Source organism: Oceanicaulis sp., from assembly GCA_040112665.1.
GTDB lineage: Bacteria > Pseudomonadota > Alphaproteobacteria > Caulobacterales > Maricaulaceae > Oceanicaulis.
Genome location: CP157796.1, coordinates 1,015,865 through 1,041,230, shown reverse-complemented (window position 1 = coordinate 1,041,230; position 25,366 = coordinate 1,015,865). Strand labels below are relative to the sequence as shown.

Below are 25,366 nucleotides of genomic sequence, written 5' to 3'. Positions count from 1 at the left end.
GCCGTGGTGGGGGAGGCGACCGGACGATTTCCGGGGCTGGTGACGGCCCCGCACGATCTGTCCGGCGCCGACCCCGCCACGGTGCGAATCCCGCTAGCCTCGCCGCATGACCGTCTACACCGCCTCATTCTCGACCCGCCGGCTGACCGGCCCCGGCTTCGACGCGCCCTGCGCGTTCGGAAAGGCGGGCGTGATCGCCGCATCCGATAAGCGGGAAGGCGACAAAATGAGCCCGCTTGGCCGCTGGAAGCTCCGGAAGGGCTGGTACAGGCCCGACCGCATCGACAGGCCCCAAAGCGCGCTGATCCTCGATCCGCTCACCGAAGCGGACGGCTGGTGCGACGATCCTGGCGACCCTGCCTATAACCGGCCCGTGCTGCGCCCCTATGCGGCGTCCCATGAGGCGATGTGGCGCGAGGACGGGCTTTACGACCTCGTCGTCGCGCTCGGCCATAACGACGACCCGCCTGTGCCGGGCCTGGGCTCTGCGATCTTCCTGCACTGCGCCCTGCCCTCCGAGGAGGGCGGCCTGAAACCCACGCTCGGCTGCGTGGCGATCCCGCGTGCGGAACTGGTGACGCTGCTGGCCCGCCTCACGCCTGCCGACGCAATCGAAATCGCGCCCTGAGCCGAGCTCATACGGCCTCAAGGCACGCGGTTAAGCCTGCGGCGCGGGCCGTTCGCCGAACAGCGCCGAGCCCACCCTGACCGAGGTCGCGCCCAGCCGCGCGGCGAGCTCGAAATCCGCGCTCATCCCCATGGACCGCTTTTCGACCCCGCACGCCGCGGCGAGCTTGTTCAGCAGCGCGAAATGGAGGCTGGCCGGTTCGTCGAGCGGCGGGATGCACATCAGCCCTTCGATCATAAGCCCGTGCCCGTCACGGCAACGGGCGACGAACTCGGCCGCCTCGGCGGGAGAAACGCCGGCCTTCTGATCTTCCTCGCCGGTATTGACCTGCACGTAGAGCCGGGGCGTACGGCCGGTCCTGTCCATCGCCTTGCGGATCGCGCCGGCGAGCTTGTCGCGGTCGAGCGTCTCGATGACGTCGAACAGCGCGACCGCATCTTCGGCCTTGTTGGTCTGAAGCGGGCCGACCAGGCGCAGCTCGAGATCGGGAAGCGCGGCGCGGCGCTCGGTCCAGCGCGCCTGCGCCTCCTGCACCCGGTTTTCGCCGAACACGCGCTGACCGGCGGCGAGCATCGCCTCGATGCGGTCCTCGGGCTGCTTTTTGGAGATCGCGACCAGCGTGACGGCGCCCGGATCGCGTCCGCCCGCCTTGGCGGCGGCGGCGAGGCGCTCCAGTATCTCGGCGCGGGCGGCGGGAATGTCGGAAGAGGTTTCAGGGGTCATGACGGCACGGTCCTATGACGGCGCCGCAGCGCTGGCAAGCTTGGCCGGCCGGCTGGGCGGGCCGAGACCTCGGGGCCTTCCCGCGCTCTTCGCCTTGACTGATCCGGCCCGCACGCCGGACCCGGTGCGCCTGGCCCGGGCGCTGCCTGCTGGGGCGGGCCTGATCCTGCGCACCTTCGGCGAGGCTGACATCGAGGCGAAGGCCTTCGAACTCGCCGAAACGTGCCGTGACCGGGGCGTCGCCTTGCTGATCGCGGCGGACCCGGCGCTTGCGCGCGCCTGCGGCGCGGACGGCGTGCACTGGCCCGAGCGGGATCTGCGCCGCGCATTTCGGCCGTGGCCGGGCGCGATCGTCACGGCGAGCGCGCACGGGCCGTCGGCGATCCGCCGTGCAGGCCGGATAGCCGACGCGGTCTTCGTCTCCGCCGTCTTCGCGTCGAACAGTCCCAGCGCCGGCCGACCGATCGGGCCGTTCCGGCTCGCCGCCTACGCAACGCGCAGCAGCGCGCCGGTCTACGCGCTCGGCGGGGTGAACACGCGCACGGTCAGGCGGCTTGAAAGGCTCGGAATTTCAGGGGTGGGCGCGATCGCCGCAATCAGGGGCACGCGAGAGGACGCGGACGCCTAGAATTTGAACGCGGATTCGAAGCGCACTTCCGGGGTCTTGTCTTCGGTCTCCGAGCCGAACACCTCTTCCTCGGGCGAGGTGAAGCGCAGCTGGCCGCCAAGGCGGAGCCGCTCGGTCAGCTCGAAGAAGGCGCCGGCGCTGAAGTCTTCGAGATCGAAGGTCTGCGGGCTGTGCTCGACTTCGGAATAGCCCAGCGTCACGCCCCAGCGCTCGCCGGCCTGCATCTCGAACGCCTCGCCTTCGCCCCAGAGGATCTGCGGCTCGCTTGGCGCGAGCGTGAAGCGTTCGTACCATTGCATGGCGCTGGCCGAGCCTTCGTTGTCGCCCAGACGCAGAGCGGCGTCGAGATCGGCCCGTTCGGTCCGCGACGCCGGCGCAGCGATCGTCGCGGGCACGCTGAACTCGATCGGATCGTAGGCAGCAGGCAGGCGCACATCGCCACGCAGCGTAATTTCCGGCTGGGATTCAGAGGCTTGCGCGAAGGCGAGCGACGGCGCAGCCAGCGCGGCGAAGCCGGCGGCGGCGGTCGTCAGAACCATGTTCCTCATCGTGGCGCGCATGTTCGTCCCCAGTCGATCCTGCCTTTATACCGGCTCATGGCGGCTCAGGTAAGCCGGTTATGAAGCGCTTTGACGCGACAGGTCCGAAACCGTGTCAAAAACGCCACCCCAGCTCGGCGAGCAGCGCGGCGTCCTCGTCGCGTCCCGGCGCGCCTGGCCGGGTTTCGCTGCTGATCTGAACGCCGGCCCCGGCAAGCCCGTTCCGCCCGATGAGGCGAGACGCGCCGAAAAGAATCGAAGTCTCTGAAACATCGAAGGCGTCGGACCGGGCGTTCGCCGCCGATACGCCGTAAAGCCAGTCGCCCCGCTCATAGGTCGCCGCCAGCGACGCGGCCTCGTACCGGCCCGAAGAGAGCCCGTCGTTCGACGCGAGCCAGCGCGCCGAGACGGTGACGCCGCCTTCTTCGCGCGAGACGCCCGCCGAAACGAGCCACGGATCGGCGTAAAGCGGCGAGGATGCGCTCGCATCGGCCCGTTCGACCCCGGCCGAGGCCGACCATCTGACGCCGGAGCTTCTGAACTGATGATCGAAATCGACCCCGGCCGACCACAGACCATCGAGCGACGGCCGCCCGAACAGGGGCGCGGCGGGCCGGCACTGATCGAGGCCGCACGGGTCGGCCTCGGGCGCCCAGGACACGCTCGCCCGAAACCCGGCCAGGCGGCGGCTGCGCGCCATCACGCGCACGGTCGGCGCGCTGAGCGACAGCGCCGTATCGGGATGGCCCGAACCGGCCGGAGACACCAACGCAGCGTCCGCGCCGGCGAGCCGGAACACGCCGGACGGCGCGATGCGGCCAGCCTGCGCCGCCGTCTCGCCCAACCCGCCGATGATCTCGAAATAGCCGGACTTTACATACGCTTCTGCGCGCGTGAGCCCGGCGCGCGCTTCGTCAGGACCGAGCGCCGCGGCGGTATGCAGGCCGGTTGCGAGCCCGACCGCGTCCGGGCATCCAGGCCCGCACTCGACATAGCCGCCCGGACCGCGCCCGCCGTCATGACGGACCGCGCCTCCGGCGAGCCGGACGCCGTATCTGAGGGTCGCGTCCGCGACCTTCTCCGCTTCGAAGCGTGCGCGCAGATCCGCATACGGACCGTCATGCGGCGCATCGCCTTCGCCGAGCGCGAAGAGAATGTCGAGATCGATTTCAGTGCTGGTTTCAACGCCGGACAGCCATCCGGACGTCGCCGGATCGTCAGGCTGCGCGGAGATCGCCGGCGCGGCCGCGATCCAGGAAGCGGTCAGTCCCGCAAGCGCGGTCAGTCGCTTCATGTCTCGCGGCCTCGCCGACTGGCCCCGTCCCCCCGGACGCGCGCCATAGTCATCGCCGGATGCGGGCGGGCTTGCAAGCGGGGCGGAGGGCTGCGCGCCGCGCTCTTTCGAACATCGTGTCATTAATATCACTTCCGCGGCTCCGGCGGGCTGCGCCCGGGGACTCTGGCCACCGGCGCTGCACATGGTATAGAGGCGACGAGCGGGTGCGCCGCAACCATGATTCATTTTCCGTCTGCAGGAGTCGCCGTCCATGCTGCTTCGTCCCTCCCGTCTCGTTCTTCTCGCCGCCGCCGCGGCCATGCTCGCCGGCTGCGCGTCTCGCGACTCGGGCGAAAGCGACGGCGGCTTGCTCAGCGGTCTTCTGAACCGCGGCGGCTCGAACCAGGTCTCCGACCAGCCCGAAGCGGGCATCGGCGTTAACAGCTATCTCTGGCGCGCGAGCCTGGACGTGCTGTCCTTCATGCCGCTCGACGAGGTCGACCCGTTCGGCGGCGTGATCATCACCGACTGGTACGCCAATCCCGAGCTGCCGAGCGAGCGCTTCAAGGCGACGGTCTACATCCTCGACACCCGCCTGCGCGCGGACGCGCTGTCGGTGCAGCTGTTCAAGCAGCAACGCGGCGAGGACGGCGGCTGGGTCGACGCCTCTGTGGACCCGGCGACCCGGATCCAGGTGGAGAACGCCATCCTCACCCGCGCCCGTCAGATCCGCATCTCCCAGATCGAGGAATAACGCCTGAAGGAGGCGGAGCCATGATCACTCGACGGGGCTTCGCGCTCGCTTTCACCGCCGCCGGCGCGCTCAGCGCGTCCGGTTGCGGCTTCCGTCCGCTCTATGGCGGGCCGGGCTTCGCCGCGCTCGCTGGACTGGATGTCGAGACCGGCCAGGGCCGGTTCGACTATCTGCTGGCCGACGCGGTGCGCGATTTTGCGGGCCCCGGCCGGCAGAGCCGCACCCTGATCATCGAAACCGATCTGCAGGAGCAGCCGCGCGGCCTGTCTCCGACCGGTGAAGCGACCCGCATCGTGCTGCGCGCGGTGTCGCGCTGGACGCTGCAGGGCGGCGCGGAGACCGGGCTCACCGGCACGACCGCGACCAGCCTGGGCTTCGACACGCCGCGCGATCCCTTCGCCGTCATCGCGGCGCGAAGCGCTGCAGAAGAGCGGCTTGCGGCGCTGCAGGCCGAACAGGTGCTTCAGGACGTCGCCACCAAGCTGCGCGGCGTCGCCACTGCGGAATGAAGGTCAAGGCGCGCGAGGCCGACCGGGCCGTCGAGAAGCCGGACGGGCGGTACCGCATCTTCCTGATTTACGGGCCTGATTCAGGCCTCGTTCGCGAGCGCGCCGGCAAGCTGTGCAAAGCCCTCGTCCCCGACCCCGACGACCCGTTCGCCGTCACCCGGCTGTCTGACGAGGACATCAAGGCCGATCCCGCCGCGCTCGCCGACGCGCTGTCCGCCCTGTCGCTGACCGGCGCCGACCGGCTCGTCCGTGTACGGATTTCCGGCGACATGGCCGCGCTCGCCCAGATACTGGGCGAGATCGAGTCCGGCGCTCAGCCGCTCGAAGCCGCGCTCGTGATCGAGGCGGGCGACCTCAAGAAAGCCTCGAAGCTGCGCAAAGCGGCCGAGGACGGCGCGGCCAGCCTCGCCATCCCCTGCTACGCCGACGAGGCGCGCGATCTCCTCGCGCTCGCCGAAGATCAGCTCGCCGCAGAAGGCATCACCCTCGCCCCGGACGCCCGCGCCATGCTGGCGCCGTTCCTGGAGGGCGATCGGGCGCTCGCCCGCGGAGAGATCGACAAGCTGATCCTCTACAAAGGCCTGAAGTCACAGCGCGACGGCGCGCCCGCCGTGGTCGAACGCGCGGACGTCGCGGCGATCTCGGCCGCCGGAGCCGACGCCGTGCTCGACCAGGTGCTCGAACCGGCGCTCGGCGGCGATCCCGCCCGCGCCGACAGCGCCTATCGCCGCGCGCTCGGGTCAGGCACGAGCCCCGTCGCGGTTCTACGGGCGCTGCAGCGGCGGATCGATCAGTTCGACGCCTTCCACGCCGCGGGCGGGGACGCGGGCGCCCTCGCCCGGTCCGGCGCCCCGCGCTTCGGTCCGCCCGCGGAAGCCTTCAAGCGCGGCGCGCGCGCCTTCTCCGGCCGGCGGCTCGATCAGGCGCGGAAGCTCGCCTTCGAGGCCGAGCGCGCGGTGAAGCGCTCCGGAGCGCCCGCCGAAGCGATCGTCGGCGAGCTTTTGCTGCGACTGGCGCGCGCCGCCTCGCCAAGGCGCTGAGCGCGCCTTCCTACTGGTTTGTTTTATATATGCGTTTCGTCGCAATGCGCGTCAGAGCGCGCAAAATTCAATCGATCGCGCTACGCCCCGTTTCACCGCACGCCAGACGCTCGCGCTGAGGCTTAATAGGCGCCCGACTGCGTCTCCTGGGTGAGTCGGCGGCAGATCTCGTCGAGCTGCTCGAGCGTGGCGAACTTCACTGTCAGCGCCCCTCGCTCGCCCTTCGCATCGATCTCCACCTCCAGGCCGAGCCGGGCGCTGAGGTCGGCTTCGAGCGCGCGCGTGTCGGCGTCCTTGGCCGAGGGCGGCGTCGACCCGCCCTTGCGCTCGGACCGGCCGAGCGTTTCGCGGGCCAGCTTTTCCGCGGCCCGGACCGAAAGCCCCTCGGCGACGACCTTGTCGGCGAGCGCGGCGGGATCGGGCGCGGTCGCGATGGCCCGCGCATGGCCGGCGCTGATCTCGCCGGCGGCGAGGCGGTCGAGCACGGGGGCGGGCAGGCTCAGAAGCCGCAGCATGTTCGCGACATGGGCGCGGGATTTACCCACCGCGCGGGCGACGTCTTCCTGGGTATGACCGAAGCTGTCGACGAGCTGTTTGAGCGCGCGCGCTTCATCCACCGGATTAAGATCGGAACGCTGAACGTTCTCGACGATGGCGATTTCCAGCGTCTCGCGGTCGGTCAGCTCACGCACCACGCAGGGCGCTTCATGAAGCCGGGCGGCCTGGGCGGCGCGCCAGCGGCGCTCGCCGGCGACGATCTGGTAGCGCTCGGCAGGACCGGGCAGCGGCCGGACGAGCAGGGGCTGGAGCACGCCCTTGTCGGCGACGCTCTCGGCGAGCTCGGCGAGCTTTTCTTCGTCGAACACCTTCCGGGGCTGATCGGGGTTGGGCTCGATCAGCTCGACGGGGATCATGCGAACGCCGGCGCCGCGGACAGGTCCTGTATCCTGGGCCTCGCCGCGCACCGCTTCAGCCGCTTCGCCTTCGCCCAGAAGGGCGCTCAGACCCCGGCCGAGACCGCGATTGCGGGGCTTGTCGTCTGAGCCGCTCACGCCGGCACCACGGCTTTCGCGCCGCGCTCCTGCCGGACGACCTCCTTGGCGAGACCGATATAGGCCTGCGCGCCGGCGCAATGCATGTCGTAGAGCAAGACCGGCTTGCCGAAGCTCGGCGCCTCGGACACCCGGACGTTTCGCGGTATGACCGTGTCATACACCTTGTCGCCGAAATGCTCGCGCACATCGGCGGCGACCTGGGCGCTGAGATTGTTGCGCTTGTCGAACATGGTCAGCACAACGCCCTGAATAACAAGGTTTTTATTGAGATTCCCTCGAACCAGCTCGATGGTGCGCATGAGCTGGGTCAGGCCTTCCAGCGCGAAGAACTCGCACTGCAGCGGCACCATCACCGAGTCCGCGGCCGTCATCGCGTTCACGGTCAGAAGATTGAGCGAGGGCGGACAGTCGATCAGCACGTAATCGCAGCTCTGCCCCTTCGCGGCGAGCGCGCGGCGGAAGCGATCGACGGCGTGGCGAAGCCGGTAGGAGCGGCGCGGCGCGCTGGACAGCTCGAGCTCCGCGCCGGACAGATCCACGTCCGAGGGGATGATCGACAGGCCCGGCACGGCGGTGTCGATCAGCGCCTCTTCCATCGGCCGCTCGGAGACCAGCACGTCATAGCTCGTCGCCTTGCGCTCGGCCCGACCCACGCCGAGACCCGTCGAGGCGTTGCCCTGCGGGTCGAGATCGAGCACCACCACGCGCTGGCCGATGGCGGCCAGGGCGGTGGCGAGATTGATGGCGGTGGTCGTCTTGCCGACGCCGCCCTTCTGGTTCGCGATGGCGATCACCTTGGGCGGGGCGGAGCGATGGTCATCGGACACGGGACAGACCCTCGATTTTGAGAATGGCGGCCTCCGGCGACGTTCGGCTCGGTATGACCTCGACCTCGAAGGTCCAGCTTTTGCGGGCCCGGGTCAATTCCTCATGATAGCGCGCGCCCTTCGGCAGCAGAGCCAGCGCGCCGTTTTCCACATATGGCGCGACATAGCCCAGAAGCTTGTCGAGCGGAGCCATGGCGCGCGCGGTCACGACATCGGCTTCAGGAACAGGATCGAGCGATTCCGCCCGCACCGCCAGAGCGCGGGCCGGCGCGCCGGTCGCCCCGATCACCCGGCTGAGGAAGGCCGCCTTCTTGCCCACCGAATCCACCAGAGTCACATGGCCGCCTGTGACCGAACGGTCCATCAGCCCGAAGGCGATCGCGAGCCCTGGAAAGCCGGCGCCGGCGCCGAGATCGACCCAGCGGGGCGCGTCTGGTGCGAGCTCGAACACCTGCCAGCTGTCCAGCGCATGCCGCGCCCAGAAATCGGCGACGGTCGAGCGGCCCACGAGATTGGTGTGCGCGTTCGTCTCTTCGAGCAGGTCGCGCCAAGTCTGGAAACGGTCCAGTGTTTCACGTGAAACACCGGCGTCCCGCGCAAACGCGTCAGCTCCGTAATCGCCCGCGCTCACGCCGACTTCCGCTCGCGCTCGATCCGCTTTAGGCGCGCGAGTACGGCGGTCAGCGCCCCTGGCGTGACGCCTTCAATCCGCGCGGCCTGGCCGAGGGTGGCGGGCTGGACGCGCTGAAGCTTTTCGCGCACCTCGTTGGAGAGACCGCCGACAGCCGCATAATCGAAGCCGGCTGGAATGCGCACGCCCTCGTCCTTCCGGAACGCGGTGATGGCCGCTTCCTGGCGGTCGAGATAGCCGTGATACACCGCGTCGATCTCGATCTGGTCGGCGACGTCTGCGGGGAAGGCCGCGAGCTGCGGCCAGATCGCCGTCACGGCAGACCAGCCGATATCGGGATAGCCCATCAGCTCGATCACCGAACGGCGCTTGCCGTCCTGATTGACCTTCAGCCCGTGCGCCCGCGCCTCGTTCGGCGTCAGCGACAGCTCGCGAACGGCCTGGCGCGCATCCGCGAGCGCAGCGGACTTGGCGCGCCAGCGTGTTTCACGTGAAACACTCACCGCGCCCAGCGCGATCGCGCGCTCGGTCAGGCGCTGGTCTGCATTGTCCGCGCGAAGCGTCAGCCGGTATTCGGCGCGCGAGGTGAACATGCGGTACGGTTCGGTGACGCCGCGCGTGATCAGGTCGTCGATCAGGACGCCGATATAGGCTTCGGACCGGTCGAGCACGAAGGGCGCGGATCCGGAGACGGCCAGCGCCGCGTTGAACCCGGCCATCAGGCCCTGAGCCGCGGCTTCTTCATAGCCGGTGGTGCCGTTGATCTGTCCCGCCAGATAAAGGCGCGGCAGGGCGCGCACTTCCAGCGTGGCGCTGAGCTCGCGCGGATCGACATAATCGTACTCGATCGCATAGCCGTACCGGCGCACCTTCGCCCGCTCCAGCCCGGGAATGGTCTTCAGGAACGCGTCCTGAACTTCGGCCGGAAGCGAGGTGGAAATGCCGTTGGGATAGACCGTGTCGTCGTCCAGGCCTTCGGGTTCGAGGAAGACCTGATGGCTCGTGCGATCCTCGAAGCGGACCACCTTGTCCTCGATGGAGGGGCAGTAGCGCGGCCCGCGCCCCGCGATCTTCCCGCCATAAACCGCCGAGCGCGCGAGATTGTCGGCGATGATCTGATGGGTCGCTTCAGTCGTGCGCGTGATCCCGCAGCTGATCTGCGGCACGTCGATCCTGTCGTTCAGGAACGAGAACGGCACGGGCTGGTCGTCTGCCGCCTGCATCTCAAGGCTCGCCCAGTCGATGGTCGAGCCGTCGAGGCGCGCCGGCGTACCGGTCTTGAGCCGGCCCATGGAAAGGCCGAGCCCGTAGAGCCGGTCGGACAGGCCGATCGCCGGCTGCTCGCCGTGCCGGCCCGCCGGTATGCGCTCTTCGCCGCGATGGATGACGCCCTTGAGAAAGGTCCCTGTCGTCAGCACCACGGCGCCGCACCGCCAGACCCGACCCTCGCCGTCGATCACACCGGCGCAGGCGCCGTCTTCGACGAGCAGATCTTCTGCCGCCGCTTCGGCGACGTCGAGATTGGCGTGCTCTGCGATCGCCGCCTGCATCGCTTCGCGATAGAGCTTGCGGTCCGATTGAGTCCGCGGGCCGCGCACCGCCGGGCCCTTGGAGCGGTTGAGCAAGCGAAACTGGATGCCGGACGCGTCGGCGATCCGGCCCATCAGCCCGTCCAGCGCGTCGACCTCGCGCACAAGATGGCCCTTGCCCAGCCCGCCGATCGCGGGATTGCAGCTCATCTCGCCGATGGTCGCGACCTTGTGCGTCATCAGAAGCGTACGCGCGCCCAGGCGCGCCGCTGCGCTCGCGGCCTCGCAGCCGGCGTGTCCGCCGCCGATGACGATGACGTCCCAGGCCTGGGCGCCGGGCTGTTTCAGGGTCTCGATCATGGGTGTTCCGCGACGCGCCGGCGCATCCCGCGCCGGACCGACTTCATCGCCGCCTAGATAATGGAGCCGTGTGGCGGAGTCGAGGCGCCCGGCTATTTGCCGATACAGAACTGGCTGAAGACCCGGTCGAGCACGTCCTCGACATCGATCCGGCCCGTCAGGCTTTCGAGCGCCCGGACCGCGATCTGCACCTCGGCGGCCGCAAGCTCGGGCGCGTCGGCCAATCGGCGCCGCGCCGCGGCGATCGCATCGGCGGCCACGCTCACGGCGCGGCGATGCCGGGCGCGGGACAGGGCCGGCGCGTCACGGCGCGAGAGCCGCTCCGCGACGGTCTCGGAAAGCCAGGCTTCGAGCCCATCCACGCCCTCTCCGGTCTCGGCCGACACCAGAAAGGCCCGAACGCCCTCCGGCGCGCCTTGGTCTTCAGGGCGCACGAGGTCGGTCTTGTTCAAGATAAGCGCGTCGCCGGGCCTAAGCCGCTCGGCGACGGCGTGAGATGTTTCACGTGAAACATCGACCACGCCGAGCCGGAGATCGGCGTCTTCAGCGCGCGCCAGCGCCCGGCGCACACCCTCGGCTTCGATCCGGTCGGCGGCCTCCCTGAGCCCGGCCGTATCGGCGAGGATCACCGGAAAGCCGCCCAGCACGAGCCGCACCTCGACCACGTCGCGCGTCGTGCCCGGAAGGTCGGTCACGATCGCCGCCTCCCGCCGGGCGAGCCGGTTCAGAAGCGAGGACTTTCCGGCATTCGGCGCGCCGATAAGGGCGACCGCGAAGCCGTCCCGGACCCGCTCGCCTCGCCGATCATCGTCGAGATGGGCCGCGAGGCTTTCCGCGAGCGACGCCAGCGGCGCCCCGGCGGTTGCCGACAAATAGTCGGGCACGTCGTCTTCGTCGGGAAAGTCGATCTCGCCCTCGAGCGCCGCCAGCACGGAGACCAGTTCCTCGCGCCAGTCCTCGTAGAGCGTGCGCAGCGTCCCCGTCATCTGGGCGAGCGCCTGTTCGCGCTGGCCTTCGGTTTCTGCGTCGATGAGGTCGGCGAGCCCTTCGGCCTCGGTCAGATCCATCTTGCCGTGCTCGAAGGCGCGGCGCGTGAACTCGCCGGCTTCGGCCGGGCGCAGACCCGCGCTTACCAGCGCGTCGGCCATCGCGGAGACGACCGCCGGCCCGCCATGGATGTGAAATTCCGCGCAATCCTCGCCGGTGAAGCTCGCAGGCGCGGGAAACCAGAGCGCCAGACCCTGGTCGATCACGGCTCCGGCCGCCGTTCTGAACCGCCGCAACGCGGCCAGGCGCGGCGCGGGGCGCGGCAAGCCGGCGAGCCCGTCCAGCGCCGCCCCGGCACCGGGCCCGGAGACGCGGATCACCGCCACGCCGGCCCGGCCCGGCGCGCTCGCCAGCGCGAAGATCGTGTCGGTCATGATCGGCTCAGCGGTCCTTCGAGCCGGATCCGGCCCCGGGCGCCTGGGTCATGAGACCCATGAACTGCTTTTGCCATTCCCCGCCGAAGCTCATCCAGGAGCGCATCAGCGCCTCGGGCTCCATCGCGTCCATGTTGGCGCTCAGCCGCTTGCCCATCTCCTCGACGAGCTGATCGTTCAGCGGCGCGACGTCGGGCAGGCCCAGAAAGCTGCGGGCCTCCTCCGGCGTACATTCGATATTGATGTTGACCTTCATCGCAGCCTCGCCTTCCTTGGGCTCCCCGCACGCAGGCGGTGTCTCGCGCCACACCATAGGCGCGCCCGCCCGCTTGAAAAAGCCACCCCGTCCCGCGAGGAGGAGCGTCATGTCCGGCAAGGAAATCACCATCACAGGCCCTGACGGCGCGTTCATGGCCTATGAGAACGGCGAAGGCCCGGCCCTGATCGTGATCCAGGAGATTTTCGGCGTGAACGCGGTCATGCGCGAGCTGGTCGACGATTTCGCCGACCAGGGCTTTCGCGCCATCTGCCCGGACCTGTTCTGGCGCATCGAGCCGGGCGTGAACATCACCGACCAGACCCAGGAAGAATGGGATAAGGCGTTTGATCTATTCGGGAAATTCGATCCCGATCTGGGCGTGAATGACATCGCCGCCACGCTCGATTACGGCCGCCGGGTCGGCAACGGCAAGGCCGGGGCCGTCGGCTACTGCCTGGGCGGGCTTCTGGCTTACCTCACCGCCTGCCGCACCGATGCTGACGCCTCGGTCGGCTATTACGGTGTAAACATTCAGGAAAAGCTGGATGAAGCGAAAAACATCTCCGGCCCGCTGATGCTGCATGTCGCCGGAAAGGACGAGTTCGTGCCCAAAGAGGCGCAGGACAAGATCATCGACGGGCTGACCGATCATCCGAAGGTCACGATTCACCGCTATGCGGAGCGCGACCATGCGTTCGCGCGCCGCGGCGGCGCCCATTTCCACGCCGAGGACGCCGATCTCGCCAACACGCGCACGCGCGCCTTCCTGCAAGAGCATCTGAAATAGCCATGATCCGGACCGCCCTCGCCCTCTCCGCCTCGCTCGCCGTCCTCGCCGCCTGCGACACCGCGCCTGCGCCCTCGGCGCCGGACGCGAGCATGCCGGCGAGCACGGACGCCTGGTTCGCCGGCGTCGATCTTTCCGCCTATCTCGACTGCGCCCGCGAGCAGGGAGTCACCTTGCTTCAGGCGCATCGGGCCGGAGACCGGGCGGGCGCTGCAGAAAACTCGCTCGCCGCGATCGAGGCGAGCCTGGCTGACGGCGCGGTGTTTCTGGAGATCGACGTCGCCCGCACCGCAGATGGCGTTCTGGTCCTCATGCACGACGACACGATCGACCGGACGACCACGGGAACCGGCGAGATCGAGGAAATCACGTATGCGGAGCTTCTGCAGTTCGAGCTCGTCGATCTGAACGGGGCGCCCACCGGCGAACGGGTCCCGACGCTGGCGGAAACCCTCGCCTTCCTCGACGGGCGCGGTGTGGCGCAGATCGACCTGAAAGACATCGGCTTTGACGCGGTCGCCGCGACCCTCACAGAAGCGGGCGCCGCCGACCGCGCTGTGGTGATCACCTATTCGTCCGAAGACGCGATCGCGTTTGATCGCTACGACACCGGCGCGATGATCTCGGCCGGGATGCGCAGCGTCGACGATCTCGACGCCCTGCTCGCGGCCGGCGTCGAGGCCGAGCTGCTCACCGCCTGGCTGGGCCTGGGCACGGGAAATCCCGAGCTCGACGCCGCCCTCGCCGCACGCGGGATCGAAACGAGCTACGGCGATTTCCGCGCCGAGCGTCAGGGCGAAGCCGATTACAGGCTGATGGCAGAAAATGGTGCTGAAGTGATCAGCGTCGACGACGTGCCCGCCGCAAGCGCCGCGCTCGACGCTGCGGCGACGGCCCGATCCGTGCTCGAAGCCTGCCCGGCGGCGCGGGGCTAGCTGCGGATCATCACGTAGAACGCGCCCGCGCCGCCGTGGCGGCGGTGGGCTTCGGCGTAGCCTGAGGCGACTTCGGCGAAGTCGGGCTCGGTCATCCATTTGGCGAAGCTGCGCCGGATGACGCCGGGCAGAGGCGGCGCGTCGGAATCCCAGGGCTCGAACTTGCGCCGGTCCAGCGCCCGGGCGCCGGCGCCCTTGCCGGTGATGACCAGCACCCGCCTCAGCCCGTTCGCACGCGCGCGGTGCAGAAAGGCGAGCAGGTCCCGGCGGGCGCGCGCGCCGGTCAGGCCGTGAAGATCGATCCGCGCTTCGATCTCGATGCGGCCGCGGCGCAGCTTCCTGTCATGCGACTGATCGGCGGGCGCGCGCACCGGCTCGGGATCGCGCCGGGCTGCGCCGGCCTTGAGAGGCCCAGGCGCCGGTACGGGCCGGGCGGCAGGGTCGGTCTTCGGCGGCGCGGGATCGTCCAGCGCCCTGAGCCGGTTCGGATCGAGCGGGGTCACGCCGCGGGCGATCTTGCGCCAGAGCGCGCGCTCCTCCGCCGACAGGGCGCGCGAGGGCGGCCGGCGGCTCATGCGGACGCTCCAGAGAGGGAGAGTGAACCGCCCATGGCGGCCTCAGCGCGCCGCGCGGTGCGCCAGCTCGGTCGGCAGAAGCAGGGTCCACTGCGCGCTCGGGTCGTTCTGCCGGCCGGCCCGGTCGCCCGCCTCGGGGCCCCAGCCGAAGAACAGATCGCCGCGCGCAGGGCCGGTGATGGCGCCGCCGGCGTCCTGGGTGACGACGAGGCCCTTCCACGACGGCGCGCCGTCGATCGCGGCTTCCAGCCAGACCGGCACGCCCCAGGCGTGATGGGCCGGATCGACCGCGAGCGACGCCATCGGGGTGAGTGGCGCGCCCTGCGATCCGATCGGGCCCTCGCCAGGGTCGATGTCGGTGTCGAGCGAGAAGAAGACATAGCGCGGGTTCTCGTCGAAAAGGGGCCGCCAGGCCAGAGGCCCGCGCGCCCTCAGCCAGGCCTGGATGTCCTGCTTGGAGGCGTCGTGCGGGCTCAGCTCGCCGCGATCGATGAGGATCCGGCCGATCGAGACATAGGGCTGGCCGTTATGGGCGGCGAACCGGGCGCGCGCCTGCCCGCCGTCCTCGAAGATCAGCCGGCCCGAGCCCTGGATCTGCAGGAAGAACACGTCGATTGGCCGGCCCCAGGCCAGAGGCACGCCGAGATTTTCGCGTTCGATCTCCGCCCGGGTCAGATAGGGGCGGAACTGCTGATCCTCGGCGCGGCCGACGATGCGCTCGCCCTCGAGCCCCGCGATGAACTGCCCCAGATCGCCGGTCAGAAGATCGCCCGGCCGGGCCCGGATCGCCATGGAGAACTCGGCGTCAGGCCGCGAGCGCACCTCGACGTAAGGCTCGTAATACCCGGTCAGCCGCCCGGTTTCAGCCAGTCTCACGGGTGCGAAATTGCGTTCGAAGAAGGCGCGGGCCTGTTCGGCGGTCGGCGCGCCGGCGTTGATCATCGCCGCCTGAAGGCAGGCGCCGCGCCAGTCGCCGGCCGTTCCCGCATAGGGCGCGCGCGGGTTCATCGGTTCGTGATCGGGCAGGGCCTCGATCCGCGCGCAGCTTTCGGAAAAAGCGGCGAGCGCAGGACGGGGATCGGCGGCGCGCCAGCCTGCGACCTCGCTGAAGGACAGGGGCGCGGCGCGGCGCGGAAGCACCGGCTCTGGCGCACGGGGCGTTTCGATGCGCGGCTCTGCGGCCGGCCGGGACGGCGGCGGAGCGGCGGGAGGCGGCGCGTCAGGCCCGCCCGCGCAAGCGGCGAGCAGCAGCGCGAGAAGGGCGGCGAGGCTAGGCCGGCTTGACCCCGGCGAGCTTCCAGTTGGGGTCTTCGGAAGAGACGTCACGCTCGAAGCTCCAGATCTCGTCGACGGTCCTGAGCGTGTTCAGGTCGCCCTGCACCGCCCGGCCCTCGGGATCACGCACTTCGCTGGCGAGCTCCGCGCTGAAGGCCACCCGCACCCTGGCCCGGTTATCGTTAAGAGAAGCTTCAACGATCTCGGCCCGCTTGATGCGCTCGACCTCGGTGACCATGGTCTGGCCCGCCGCTTCGCGCTCGGAGATCGTCTGATCGTAGGCGCCCATGACGCGCTCGCTCAGAAGCCGGCGCAGCGCGTCCCGATCGCCTTTGGCGTAGGCGGTGACGATCATCTCATAGGCAGCCCTGGCGCCTTTGACGAAGGTGTCGGGATCGAAATTGCGATCCGCGCGCGCGATCTGCCCCAGCCCTTCGCCGGCCGGGCCGGCATAGCTCGGCGCGGGGGCGGGCTCGGCGACCGGCGCAGCGACAGGGCCGGCCGGCGCATTGGCCGCGGCGCGCTCGCGCTGTTCGCGCATGTGATCTTCATGGGTGCGGCCGGTCGGCTTGCCCAGCGCCATGTAGAGCCTGACCGCGAGAAACACGGCGAGACCGGAAAAGAAGAGGATCTGCAGAATATCCATGGCGTCGGCGCGTCCTGACTGGCGTCGGCGGTTTTCGAACCTCTGATATAGGCGCTGACGTCCGCCCCGTCACCCGCCCTGCGCTTGCCGGGCGGGCGGGGAAGTGCTACGCGCGCCCCTCGTAAAACGAGCCCGGCCGCCGCTTTTCCAGCGCGGCCTATCGCGCCACGCGTTCAGCCGAGAGACTTGAAAACCATGACCGACGCGCCCGTTCCGCCGCAGGGCGGCGAACAGCCCCAGATGCCGTCCATCCGCGTGATGGGCCAGTATGTGAAGGATCTGTCCTTCGAAAACCCGAACGCGCCGGAGTCCCTGCGCGGCGGCGGCCAGCCGGCGATCGATCTCAGCGTCGACGTGCGCGCGCGCAGCCTGGGCGAGGACACCTACGAGGTCGAGCTGCTGATGGCGGCCAAGGCGAGCCGTGAAGACAAGCCGGTCTTCATCGCAGAGCTGACCTATGGCGGTCTGTTCCAGATCCAGAACGTCGATGATCGCGCCCGTGAAGCGTTCCTGCTGATCGAATGCCCGCGGATCATCTTCCCGTTCGCCCGCCGGATCCTGGCGGATGCGACGCGGGACGGGGGCTTCCCGCCCTTGATGCTCGAACCGGTTGATTTTGCTGCGCTTTATCGCCAGCAGCTGGCGCGCCAGCAGGCCGCGAGCGAGGGCGGTCAGCCTGCGGGCAACGCCTAAGCGCTTATTTTGCGGCGGGTTTCAGAAGGCCCGCGGTTTCCCAGACCGGGTCGCTCATTTCGCCGATGAAGGCGGCGTGGGCGGCCCGTTCCTTTTCGGTCACCCGCTCGGCGAGCGGGGACGGGCGCGGCTTTCTCGGGGGATAGACCACGGTCTGCCTCGAACCGGGCTGGGCGATGAAGCCGAAGCGCTGCTCGCGGCCGCCATTGAGCTCGAGATAGACTTCGGCCAGCAGATAGGCGTCGATCAGCGCGCCGTGCTTGGTCCGGCTTTCCAGCGAAATATCAAAGCGCTTGCAGAGCGCGTCGAGGCTGGCCGGCGCGCCGGGGAATTTCTTGCGCGCCATCGCCGCAGTGTCGATGAAGCGGCTCTCGGCGATGACCGGGCGGCCGCAGCGTTCGAGCTCCATATTGATGAAGCCCATGTCGAACCCGGCGTTATGAGCGACCAGATCGGCTTCGCCCACGAACTCCAGGAAGCGATCGGCGATCTCGGCGAATTTGGGCTCGTCCTTGAGCATCTCCCAGGTGTGCCCGGTCACCTCGGTGACTTCGGCGGGGATGTCGCGCTCGGGATTGACGAGGATCCTCAACTCCTTGCCGGTCGGGATGAAATCGATCACCTCGACGCAGCCGATCTCGGTCACCCGGTCCCCGCCGCGAGCCTCGAAGCCGGTGGTCTCGGTGTCGAAGATGATCTTGCGTCCGCTCATCACCGGGCGTCCTTCAGCGCTGTGAGCACGGCCCGGACCTGAGCGCGGGCGTCTTCGATCCCGCCATCGGTCGTGATCACGAAATCGGCGCGCGCGCGCTTTTCCGAATCGGGCGTCTGGCGGGCCAGTATGGCGGCGAGCTTGTCTTCGCTCATCCCCGGCCGCTGCAGGACGCGGGCCTTTTGCACAGCTTCGTCAGCGCTGACCACGACGACCGCGTCCACCGCGTCCGCCTGACCGGTCTCGAACAGCAAGGGCACGTCGAGGATCACGATCTCCACGCCGGCTTTTTCAGCCTCGGCGAAAAAGGCCTTCCGCGCCTGACCGACCAGCGGATGGACGACCGCTTCAAGGCGCTGAAACCCCGACGGATCGGCCTGAAGCGCCGCGCTGAGCTTCGCGCGGTCCACGCCGTCAGGCCCGGTGCAGCCGGGGAAGATCGCCTCTATCGGCGCTAGTGCGGCCCCGCCCGGCCCGTAGAGCTCGGCCACCGCGGCGTCGGCGTCGAACACGGCCGCGCCTTCCTCGGCGAAGAGCTGCGCCGTGGTCGACTTGCCCATGCCGATCGAGCCTGTGAGCCCCACCACGATCATGAGCGCGCCTCAAGCCGGGCTTCGAGCAGCGCCCTGACCCGGCCGGTCCCGGGCGGCCTTACGCCGAAGAACGCCTCGAAGGAGGGAACCGCCTGGCCGATCAGCATGGTGAGGCCGTCCGCGGTCCTGAGCCCTGCGCGGCGGGCGCTCGCAAGCAGCGGGGTTTCAAGCGGGGCGTAGACCATGTCGAAGACCAGAGCCTCCGGCGCACAGGGGGACAGATCCGGGGACAGATCGGGCTGCCCGGCCATGCCCAGCGTCGTCGCATTGATCACCAGACCTGCGCCTTCCATCATGGAGGACCCGGCCTTCATCATCACGCGCGCATCGAGACCGAATTCAGCGGCCAGAGCCTGGGCCTTGTCGACGGTCCGGTTCACGATCCGCACCTCGCGGGACTGACGCGAGAGGTGATACAGCGCCGCCCGCGCCGCCCCGCCCGCGCCGACCACGACCGCCGGCCCGCCCGGGTCTTCGGCCAGGGCCGCTTCTATCCCGGCGATGTCTGTGTTGTCCGCCCTGATCCGCCCGCCGGTTTCGAAGGTCAGCAGATTCGCCGCGCCCACGGCGCGCGCCGCGTCGGTCACTTCGTCGGCGAGGCTGAGCGCGGCGATCTTGTGAGGCACGGTGACGTTCAGCCCCGCCATGCCGATTTCCGCGGCGAGCCTGACAGTGTCGGCGAAACGTTCGGGCGGGATTTCCAGAACGCCGTACCGGCCCTCGATCCCGGCGTCTTCCAGCCAGGCGGTCATCATGGCCGGGCTCAGCGAATGGGCGGCCGGCCAGCCTGCGACCGCGGCGAATGTTGGTCTGCCGGTCACGCGGCGAGCGCCCCCTGGCGGCGCAGCTCGGCGAGCGTGGGCAGCAGATCGAGGCCCAGCACGGCGAAGAAGCTGCCCTCCACACGCTCGAAAAGCTGCACCCCGAGCCCCTCGAAGGCGTACGCGCCCACGCCCTTTGTGAGGATATCGCCCGCCACGTTCATGTAGCGGTCCAGAAACGCGGGCGAGATCTCCCGCATCACCATCTTGCAGGCCGAGGGATGCCGCCAGACGATCTCGCCGTCGCGCGCAAAGGCGATCCCGCCCTTCAGCCAGTGGGTTTTTCCGCTGAGCATGTCCAGACGGCTGCGTGCCTCGGCGGCGTCCTTCGCCTTGTCGTAGGCCCGGCCGTCGAATTCGAGCACCTGATCAGCGCCGATCACCAGGCCCGAGCGCCGGCGGGAGACCGCCAGGGCCTTTTCCTCGGCCAGATGCATAGCGAGCTCGCCTGGCGCGCCGCCGAACTGCGCCTTGACCGCGTCCTCGTCGACGTCTGCGGGATCGACCTCGAACGGCACGCCGGCGTTTTCAAGCAAGGCGCGGCGCGAGGCCGAGCCCGAGGCCAGAACGATCGTATCGGTCACGCCTGCCCCCTGTGTTCGTTGAGCAGATTGATCACCTTCGCCGCGGTTTCCTCGATCGAGCGGCGGGTCACGTCGATGGTCGGCCAGCCCTGCCGACCGAACAGCCGCTTGGCATAGACGATCTCCTCGCGCACCCGGTCCTCCTCCACGTAATCGGTCGTCCGGTCCTCGTTGAGATTGAGAAGCCGGTTTCTGCGGATCTGCACGATACGCTCGGGCGTCGCGGTCAGCCCGACGATCAGCGGCTTTTTCAGCTTGAAGATCTCTTCAGGCAAAGGCGCGCCGGGCACGATCGGAATGTTCGCGGTGCGGATACCGCGATGGCCGAGATAGACGCTGGTCGGGGTTTTCGAGGTGCGCGAAATCCCCAGAAGGATCACGTCGGCGCTGGCGTAGTCGTCCCCGGCCCCGTCGTCATGGGCCATGGAATAGTTCATCGCCTCGATGCGCCGATAGTAATCGGCGTCCAGAACCCGCTGGGCGCCCGCCTTGCCGCGCATGGACGCGCCCAGATAGGCGCTCAGCGTGGCCTGGATCGGGTCGAGCACGGCGATGGCGGGCATGTTCAGCCTGGCGCAGCAATCCTCGAGCTGGCGGCGCAGGTCGGAATTGACCAGCGTGTACATCACGATGCCCGGATAGGCCTCGATATGGGCGAGCGCGCGTTCGAGCTGGCGCGGCGAGCGGACAAGCGCGAACAGATGCTCGATCGGCGCCACGTTCTCGAACTGGGCGACCGAGGCGTGCATGACCTCCATCAGCGTTTCGCCGGTGGAGTCCGAGATCATGTGCACGTGGAAATGAACCGCGGCCTGGGGCGTGTCGTCTGCCATGAAAGCGTCCTGAGATTCGTCCGCCCCAACCTGTGCACAAACCGGCTGTTTGTCCACGGCCCGGCCCGCAGCCGGGGATATCTCGGGCGATGCCGCGAACGGCGCCCGGACGGCGCCCGGTCCTCCCCCGACCGGCCCGATCGGCCTTGTGAAAAATCCAGCCTGTGAACGGTGCGAGGACGGCCCGGCGCCTTTCCCGGCGTTTTCCACGGCGCGCCCGGCGCCCGCCCGCCCCGTTAAGACATGCTTAATCATGGTTACCGGCGGGTTAACGATGCGGATTTCGACAGCCTCCCGGATCAGGCGGAAAACCGGTTTTCACAGGGTGTGGGAATCCGGCGCCGGTGTGGATCGGCCAGGTTTTCCACGCTGCCCGGCCCCCTTCTTCCTCCTTCTCTTTTCCTTTCAGAGAAAAGAAAGGTAAGAGGCGAGGGGTCTGGCGGGGATGATCGTGCTTCGCCGGGCGGCCGTAAGATCGAAAGGCGAGGCGGGCATGCGTTCAGACAGACCCTTTTTGAGAGCCCTGGCGGGCGAGACCGTCTCCCCGCCCCCGATCTGGCTGATGCGCCAGGCGGGCCGGTACCTGCCCGAATATCGCGAGGTTCGCGCCCAGCAGCCCGACTTCATCGCGTTCTGCCTCAATCCCAAAGCGGCCGCCGAAGTCACCCTGCAGCCGATCCGGCGCTACGGGTTCGACGCCTCGATCGTGTTCGCCGACATTCTGCTTATCCCCTACGGCCTCGGTCAGAAGGTGTGGTTTGAAAAGGGCGAAGGGCCCAAGCTCGAACCGCTCACCAAGGAGATCCAGGACCGGCTGGACACCGACCGGGCCCGGAACGTCCTCGCGCCGGTCAGCGAAACCATCGCGAAGGTCCGCGCCGGCATTCCCGACACCTGCTCGCTGATCGGGTTTGCGGGATCGCCCTGGACGGTCGCGACCTACATGATCGAGGGCGGCGGCTCGAAAGACCGGCTGGGCCCGCGCGCCTTCGCCTGGTCCGAGCCCGAGCGCTTCGACGCGCTTCTGGACGTGATCGCGGACGCGAGCGCGGTCTATCTCGCCGATCAGGTCCGCGCGGGTGCGGACGCGCTGAAGCTGTTCGATTCCTGGGCGGACGGGCTTCCCGACCCGCTGTTCGACCGGGTGGTGATCCGGCCGACCCGGCGCATCGTCGAGCGGCTGCGCGCTGACGGCATCGAGGTTCCCGTCATCGGTTTTCCCAAGGGCGCAGGCCCGCAGGCCGTCCGCTACGCCCGCGAGGCCGGGGTGGACGCGATCGCGATCGATCACGGCATGGACAGCGAATGGGCGGCGGCGAACCTGCCTGCCGGCATGCCGGTTCAGGGCCAGCTCGATCCCGCCCTGCTGCTCGCGGGCGGCGCCGCGCTGGACAATGAAATCGACCGCCTGCTTTCCGTCTGGAGCGGGCGGCCCTATGTCTTCAACCTCGGACACGGAATCCATCTTTCCACGCCGCCGGAAAACGTCGCGCAACTGATCGCGCGCGTGCGGTCGGGTTCGAGCTAGGAGCAGGGTATGGGACGGCGTGTCGCGGTCGTATTGTTCAATCTGGGCGGTCCCGACCGGCCCGAGAGCGTGCGTCCCTTCCTCAGGAATCTCTTCCGCGATCCCGCCATCATCGCCGCGCCCGGCCCGGTGCGCGAATTTCTCGCCTGGCTGATTTCGACCACGCGCACCAAGGAAGCCACGGCGAATTACGAGAAGATGGGCGGCGGCTCGCCTCTGGTTCCCGAAACGGAAAAACAGGCCGCTGCGCTGACCGAGGCGCTCGATGCGGCGAGCCCGGACGACGAGCATCGCTGCTTTCTCGCCATGCGTTACTGGCATCCTTTCGTCTCCGAGGCGGTCAGGGAGGTGAAAGCCTGGAAGCCTGACGAGATCGTCCTGCTGCCGCTCTACCCGCAGTTTTCCACCACGACCACGGCGAGCTCTCTGAAAGCCTGGCGCGACGCGGGCGGGCCTGAGGCGCGCACGGTGTGCTGCTATCCCACCGAGCCCGATTTCATCCGCGCCCACGCCGAGCTGATCGAGGAGACCTGGGAAGAGGCCGGCCGGCCCGATAACGCCCGGGTGCTGTTCTCCGCTCACGGCCTGCCCGAGATCACGGTCAAGCGCGGCGACAGCTATCAATGGCAGGTCGAGCGCACGGTCGAGGCGGTGGTCGCCCGCCTGCCCGAGCACCTGAAAAACCACGAGGTCTGCTACCAGTCCCGCGTCGGTCCGCTGAAATGGATCGGCCCGTCCACCGAAGAGGCGATCGAGCGGGCGTGCGAGGACGGCAAGGCGATCGTGCTCTCGCCTATCGCCTTCGTCTCGGAACATATCGAAACCCTGGTCGAGCTCGACGAGGAGTATCTCGAACTCGCCGAGGAGCAGGGCTGCGAGACCTACGCCCGCGTGCCGGCGCTGGGCGCCCGGCCGGCCTATGTCGAGGCGCTGAAGACGCTCGTGCGCGGCGCGCTCGAAGGCCCGACGGGTCTCAAGCCGCCCGCCGGCACGCCGGTCTGCCCGGCGGAATTCGGCCGTTGCCCGTGCCGCGAGGCGGGGCTTGCCGACGCCGCCGAGCCGCGCGACAAAGCGGCATGATCGATTTCGTGCTTCCCGGCGGCTACGCCTACCTGACCATCAAGGCCCTTCACGTGGCCGCGGTGATCTTCTGGATGGCTGGCATGCTCTACCTGCCGCGCCTGTTCGTCTATCACCACCAGGCCGAAGCCGACGGCGAGCTTGAAAAGGCGCTGCTGACCCAGGAAGGCAACCTTCTCAAGATCATCCTCAACCCGGCGCTGATCGCGGTCTGGCTCTTGGCGATCGTCATGCTGATCTCGAACGCCTCGCTGTGGACCTCGGGCTGGTTTCACCTGAAGCTTCTTCTGGTGCTGGCGCTGTCGGGCGTGCACGGCTTCTATGCCGCGAGCGCGAAGAAATTCGCCCGCGGCGAGCGGCCCCGGAGCGAGAAATTCTGGCGGATCATGAACGAAATCCCCGCCATCGCGGCGATCGTGATCGTGGTCCTGGCGATCGTTAAACCGTTTTAATCGCCCGCCTTAAGGCGCTGCGGCTTGACCGCCGGGCCTGAACGTGTCAACACTTCAGGCAATTCCCCTTTCGAGGAATCCCTCCTTTTAGTTCCAGCCGCGCCCCTTCGCGCGCCGGGACGCTCAATCGAAACCATAGCCCGCCGCGCACCCCTGTTTGATCGCGCGGTCCAGGCGTCCGGACCCCGACCGCTCGCGCGCGCCATTTCCGGCGCGTTTCTTGCGGCGCGATCCGCGCCTGTCTTTCCAGCGAACACCGATGCTCGAGACCGACATGAACGACGACACTTACGATCAGGACCCGTCCGGCGACGAACCGCGCTCCGGCGCGCGCGCCGATCAGCGCATGTCGCTGCAGGAGCTGAAGGAAAAGAGCCCGGCCGAGCTGGTTCAGCTGGCCGAGGAGCTCGACATCGAGAACGCGGCCAGCTTGCGCAAGCAGGGCATGATGTTCGCCATCCTCAAGGCGCTCGCCGACGAGGGCGCGGAGATCTACGGCGGCGGGACGCTGGAAGTGCTGCAGGACGGGTTCGGCTTCCTGCGCGCGCCGGAATCCAACTACCTGCCCGGTCCCGACGACATCTACGTCTCGCCCAGCCAGATCCGGAAATTCGGCCTGCGCACAGGCGACACGGTCGAGGGCGAAATCCGCGCCCCGCGCGACGCCGAGCGCTATTTCGCGCTCCTCAAGGTCAGCGCGATCAATTTCGAGAACCCCGAGCAGGCGCGCCACAAGGTCCATTTCGACAATCTCACGCCGCTCTATCCCGACGACCGCTTCCACATGGAGCTGCCAGATCCGACCAAGAAGGACCGGTCGGGCCGGGTGATCGACATCGTCGCCCCGCTGGGCAAGGGCCAGCGCGCGCTGATCGTCGCGCCGCCGCGCACCGGCAAGACCGTGCTGATGCAGAACATCGCGCACGCGATCGAGACCAACCATCCCGACAGCTACCTCATGGTGCTGCTCATCGACGAGCGCCCCGAGGAAGTCACCGACATGCAGCGCACGGTGAAGGGCGAGGTCGTCGCCTCGACCTTCGACGAACCGGCCACCCGCCACGTCCAGGTCGCCGAAATGGTGATCGAGAAGGCCAAGCGCCTGGTCGAGCACAAGCGCGACGTCGTGATCCTGCTCGATTCGATCACGCGACTGGGCCGCGCCTACAACACGGTGGTCCCCAGCTCCGGCAAGGTGCTGACCGGCGGTGTGGACGCCAACGCCCTGCAGCGGCCCAAGCGCTTCTTCGGCGCGGCGCGGAACATCGAGGAGGGCGGCTCGCTGACCATCATCGCCACCGCGCTGATCGACACCGGCTCGCGCATGGACGAGGTGATCTTCGAAGAGTTCAAGGGCACGGGCAATTCCGAGATCGTCCTTGACCGGAAAGTCGCTGACAAGCGCGTCTTCCCGGCCATCGACATCCTCAAGTCCGGCACCCGGAAAGAGGAGCTGCTGGTCCCGCGCGTCGATCTTCAGAAGACCTACGTGCTGCGCCGCATCCTCAACCCAATGGGCACCCAGGACGCGATCGAGTTCCTGCTGGGCAAGCTCAAGGAAACGAAGACCAATTCGGACTTCTTCGACTCGATGAACACCTGATCGGGTCTCCCTCCAGGCTTTCTCTCAAACGGCCGGCTCCCTCTCGGGGCCGGCCGTTTTCGTTTCGGGT

At 68.6% G+C, this 25,366-nt stretch carries 29 protein-coding genes; 12 read left to right on the top strand and 17 right to left on the bottom strand.

Annotated elements, in window-relative coordinates:
• Window positions 1-106: 106 nt before the first annotated feature.
• Complete coding sequence (locus ABL308_04910) at window positions 107-628, top strand: L,D-transpeptidase family protein (GenBank protein ID XBQ17218.1); 522 nt, start codon at window positions 107-109, stop codon at window positions 626-628.
• Window positions 629-658: 30 nt separating this feature from the next.
• Here ABL308_04910 and ABL308_04905 read toward each other — a convergent pair whose 3' ends face one another.
• Window positions 659-1,351 carry a YggS family pyridoxal phosphate-dependent enzyme gene (locus ABL308_04905; GenBank protein XBQ17217.1) on the bottom strand — a complete coding sequence of 231 codons (693 nt, stop codon included), beginning with the start codon at window positions 1,349-1,351 and terminating at the stop codon, window positions 659-661.
• Here ABL308_04905 and ABL308_04900 point away from each other — a divergent pair.
• Entirely contained in the window at window positions 1,350-1,979 is a 630-nt protein-coding gene (locus ABL308_04900; protein ID XBQ17216.1) for a thiamine phosphate synthase, read from the top strand. The genes ABL308_04905 and ABL308_04900 overlap by 2 nt on opposite strands.
• Here the strand turns inward: ABL308_04900 and ABL308_04895 are convergent.
• Both ABL308_04895 and ABL308_04890 read right to left on the bottom strand, forming a co-directional pair.
• Window positions 1,976-2,539 (bottom strand): NtrZ family periplasmic regulatory protein, encoded by a 564-nt coding sequence (locus tag ABL308_04895; protein ID XBQ17215.1) that lies wholly within the window; start codon window positions 2,537-2,539, stop codon window positions 1,976-1,978. The two genes, ABL308_04900 and ABL308_04895, sit on opposite strands and share 4 nt — an antisense overlap.
• A 94-nt stretch (window positions 2,540-2,633) precedes the next feature.
• Window positions 2,634-3,812: a hypothetical protein gene (locus ABL308_04890; protein XBQ17214.1), complete on the bottom strand. Its 1,179-nt coding sequence runs from the start codon at window positions 3,810-3,812 to the stop codon at window positions 2,634-2,636.
• Window positions 3,813-4,065: 253 nt separating this feature from the next.
• Here ABL308_04890 and ABL308_04885 point away from each other — a divergent pair, with 253 nt between their 5' ends.
• From ABL308_04885 to holA, 3 genes are read left to right on the top strand one after another with little or no spacing between them, the layout of a single operon-like run.
• Window positions 4,066-4,548, top strand: coding sequence for a DUF3576 domain-containing protein (locus ABL308_04885; GenBank protein ID XBQ17213.1), 483 nt, complete (start codon window positions 4,066-4,068; stop codon window positions 4,546-4,548).
• A gap of 20 nt (window positions 4,549-4,568) precedes the next feature.
• A complete protein-coding gene (locus ABL308_04880) occupies window positions 4,569-5,057 on the top strand; it encodes a hypothetical protein (protein ID XBQ17212.1) in 489 nt (162 codons plus the stop codon).
• Window positions 5,054-6,097, top strand: coding sequence for a DNA polymerase III subunit delta (gene holA, locus ABL308_04875; protein ID XBQ17211.1), 1,044 nt, complete (start codon window positions 5,054-5,056; stop codon window positions 6,095-6,097). Before ABL308_04880 ends, holA begins: the two co-directional genes overlap by 4 nt.
• 122 nt (window positions 6,098-6,219) lie before the next feature.
• Here holA and ABL308_04870 read toward each other — a convergent pair whose 3' ends face one another.
• From ABL308_04870 to ABL308_04845, 6 genes are all read right to left on the bottom strand, one after another.
• Window positions 6,220-7,149 carry a ParB/RepB/Spo0J family partition protein gene (locus tag ABL308_04870; protein XBQ17210.1) on the bottom strand — a complete coding sequence of 310 codons (930 nt, stop codon included), beginning with the start codon at window positions 7,147-7,149 and terminating at the stop codon, window positions 6,220-6,222.
• The gene (locus tag ABL308_04865; GenBank protein XBQ17209.1) at window positions 7,146-7,979 is read right to left on the bottom strand and encodes a ParA family protein; all 834 of its coding nucleotides are present in this window, start codon (window positions 7,977-7,979) and stop codon (window positions 7,146-7,148) included. The genes ABL308_04870 and ABL308_04865 overlap by 4 nt, the downstream gene beginning before the upstream one ends.
• A complete protein-coding gene (locus ABL308_04860) occupies window positions 7,969-8,610 on the bottom strand; it encodes a 16S rRNA (guanine(527)-N(7))-methyltransferase RsmG (GenBank protein XBQ17208.1) in 642 nt (213 codons plus the stop codon). Before ABL308_04860 ends, ABL308_04865 begins: the two co-directional genes overlap by 11 nt.
• Window positions 8,607-10,499: a tRNA uridine-5-carboxymethylaminomethyl(34) synthesis enzyme MnmG gene (mnmG, locus tag ABL308_04855; GenBank protein XBQ17207.1), complete on the bottom strand. Its 1,893-nt coding sequence runs from the start codon at window positions 10,497-10,499 to the stop codon at window positions 8,607-8,609. The genes ABL308_04860 and mnmG overlap by 4 nt, the downstream gene beginning before the upstream one ends.
• Before the next feature lie 92 nt (window positions 10,500-10,591).
• Window positions 10,592-11,920, bottom strand: a complete 1,329-nt coding sequence (gene mnmE / locus ABL308_04850; GenBank protein ID XBQ17206.1) for a tRNA uridine-5-carboxymethylaminomethyl(34) synthesis GTPase MnmE — start codon at window positions 11,918-11,920, stop codon at window positions 10,592-10,594.
• Window positions 11,921-11,927: 7 nt separating this feature from the next.
• Entirely contained in the window at window positions 11,928-12,176 is a 249-nt protein-coding gene (locus tag ABL308_04845) for a DUF6489 family protein (protein ID XBQ17714.1), read from the bottom strand.
• Window positions 12,177-12,285: 109 nt separating this feature from the next.
• On the opposite strand from ABL308_04845, the gene ABL308_04840 reads away from it, so the two are divergent.
• Both ABL308_04840 and ABL308_04835 read left to right on the top strand, forming a co-directional pair.
• Entirely contained in the window at window positions 12,286-12,966 is a 681-nt protein-coding gene (locus tag ABL308_04840) for a dienelactone hydrolase family protein (protein XBQ17205.1), read from the top strand.
• A gap of 2 nt (window positions 12,967-12,968) precedes the next feature.
• Window positions 12,969-13,901, top strand: coding sequence for a glycerophosphodiester phosphodiesterase family protein (locus tag ABL308_04835; GenBank protein XBQ17204.1), 933 nt, complete (start codon window positions 12,969-12,971; stop codon window positions 13,899-13,901).
• Here the strand turns inward: ABL308_04835 and ABL308_04830 are convergent.
• From ABL308_04830 to ABL308_04820, 3 genes are all read right to left on the bottom strand, one after another.
• A complete protein-coding gene (locus tag ABL308_04830) occupies window positions 13,898-14,476 on the bottom strand; it encodes a Smr/MutS family protein (protein ID XBQ17203.1) in 579 nt (192 codons plus the stop codon). The genes ABL308_04835 and ABL308_04830 overlap by 4 nt on opposite strands.
• 42 nt (window positions 14,477-14,518) lie before the next feature.
• Window positions 14,519-15,616 (bottom strand): MltA domain-containing protein, encoded by a 1,098-nt coding sequence (locus ABL308_04825; GenBank protein ID XBQ17202.1) that lies wholly within the window; start codon window positions 15,614-15,616, stop codon window positions 14,519-14,521.
• 130 nt (window positions 15,617-15,746) lie between these two features.
• Window positions 15,747-16,397 carry a Tim44/TimA family putative adaptor protein gene (locus ABL308_04820; protein ID XBQ17201.1) on the bottom strand — a complete coding sequence of 217 codons (651 nt, stop codon included), beginning with the start codon at window positions 16,395-16,397 and terminating at the stop codon, window positions 15,747-15,749.
• Window positions 16,398-16,592: 195 nt separating this feature from the next.
• Between ABL308_04820 and secB the strand changes: the two genes are divergently transcribed.
• The gene (gene secB / locus ABL308_04815; GenBank protein ID XBQ17200.1) at window positions 16,593-17,090 is read left to right on the top strand and encodes a protein-export chaperone SecB; all 498 of its coding nucleotides are present in this window, start codon (window positions 16,593-16,595) and stop codon (window positions 17,088-17,090) included.
• Window positions 17,091-17,094: 4 nt separating this feature from the next.
• Here the strand turns inward: secB and dnaQ are convergent, their stop codons facing one another.
• From dnaQ to ABL308_04790, 5 genes are read right to left on the bottom strand one after another with little or no spacing between them, the layout of a single operon-like run.
• Window positions 17,095-17,802, bottom strand: coding sequence for a DNA polymerase III subunit epsilon (gene dnaQ, locus ABL308_04810; GenBank protein ID XBQ17199.1), 708 nt, complete (start codon window positions 17,800-17,802; stop codon window positions 17,095-17,097).
• On the bottom strand, window positions 17,802-18,395 hold the full coding sequence (gene coaE / locus ABL308_04805) for a dephospho-CoA kinase (GenBank protein ID XBQ17198.1): 594 nt from the start codon (window positions 18,393-18,395) through the stop codon (window positions 17,802-17,804). Before coaE ends, dnaQ begins: the two co-directional genes overlap by 1 nt.
• Complete coding sequence (aroE, locus tag ABL308_04800; GenBank protein XBQ17197.1) at window positions 18,392-19,216, bottom strand: shikimate dehydrogenase; 825 nt, start codon at window positions 19,214-19,216, stop codon at window positions 18,392-18,394. Before aroE ends, coaE begins: the two co-directional genes overlap by 4 nt.
• Entirely contained in the window at window positions 19,213-19,800 is a 588-nt protein-coding gene (locus ABL308_04795; GenBank protein XBQ17196.1) for a Maf family protein, read from the bottom strand. Before ABL308_04795 ends, aroE begins: the two co-directional genes overlap by 4 nt.
• Complete coding sequence (locus ABL308_04790; GenBank protein XBQ17195.1) at window positions 19,797-20,633, bottom strand: pyruvate, water dikinase regulatory protein; 837 nt, start codon at window positions 20,631-20,633, stop codon at window positions 19,797-19,799. Before ABL308_04790 ends, ABL308_04795 begins: the two co-directional genes overlap by 4 nt.
• Window positions 20,634-21,126: 493 nt before the next feature.
• Here ABL308_04790 and hemE point away from each other — a divergent pair, with 493 nt between their 5' ends.
• From hemE to rho, 4 genes are all read left to right on the top strand, one after another.
• Window positions 21,127-22,161 carry a uroporphyrinogen decarboxylase gene (gene hemE, locus ABL308_04785; GenBank protein ID XBQ17194.1) on the top strand — a complete coding sequence of 345 codons (1,035 nt, stop codon included), beginning with the start codon at window positions 21,127-21,129 and terminating at the stop codon, window positions 22,159-22,161.
• Window positions 22,162-22,170: 9 nt separating this feature from the next.
• Window positions 22,171-23,241 (top strand): ferrochelatase, encoded by a 1,071-nt coding sequence (gene hemH, locus ABL308_04780; protein ID XBQ17193.1) that lies wholly within the window; start codon window positions 22,171-22,173, stop codon window positions 23,239-23,241.
• Window positions 23,238-23,693, top strand: coding sequence for a protoporphyrinogen oxidase HemJ (gene hemJ / locus ABL308_04775; protein XBQ17192.1), 456 nt, complete (start codon window positions 23,238-23,240; stop codon window positions 23,691-23,693). Before hemH ends, hemJ begins: the two co-directional genes overlap by 4 nt.
• A gap of 274 nt (window positions 23,694-23,967) precedes the next feature.
• Window positions 23,968-25,296, top strand: a complete 1,329-nt coding sequence (gene rho, locus ABL308_04770; protein ID XBQ17713.1) for a transcription termination factor Rho — start codon at window positions 23,968-23,970, stop codon at window positions 25,294-25,296.
• The last annotated feature ends 70 nt before the right edge of the window (window positions 25,297-25,366 follow it).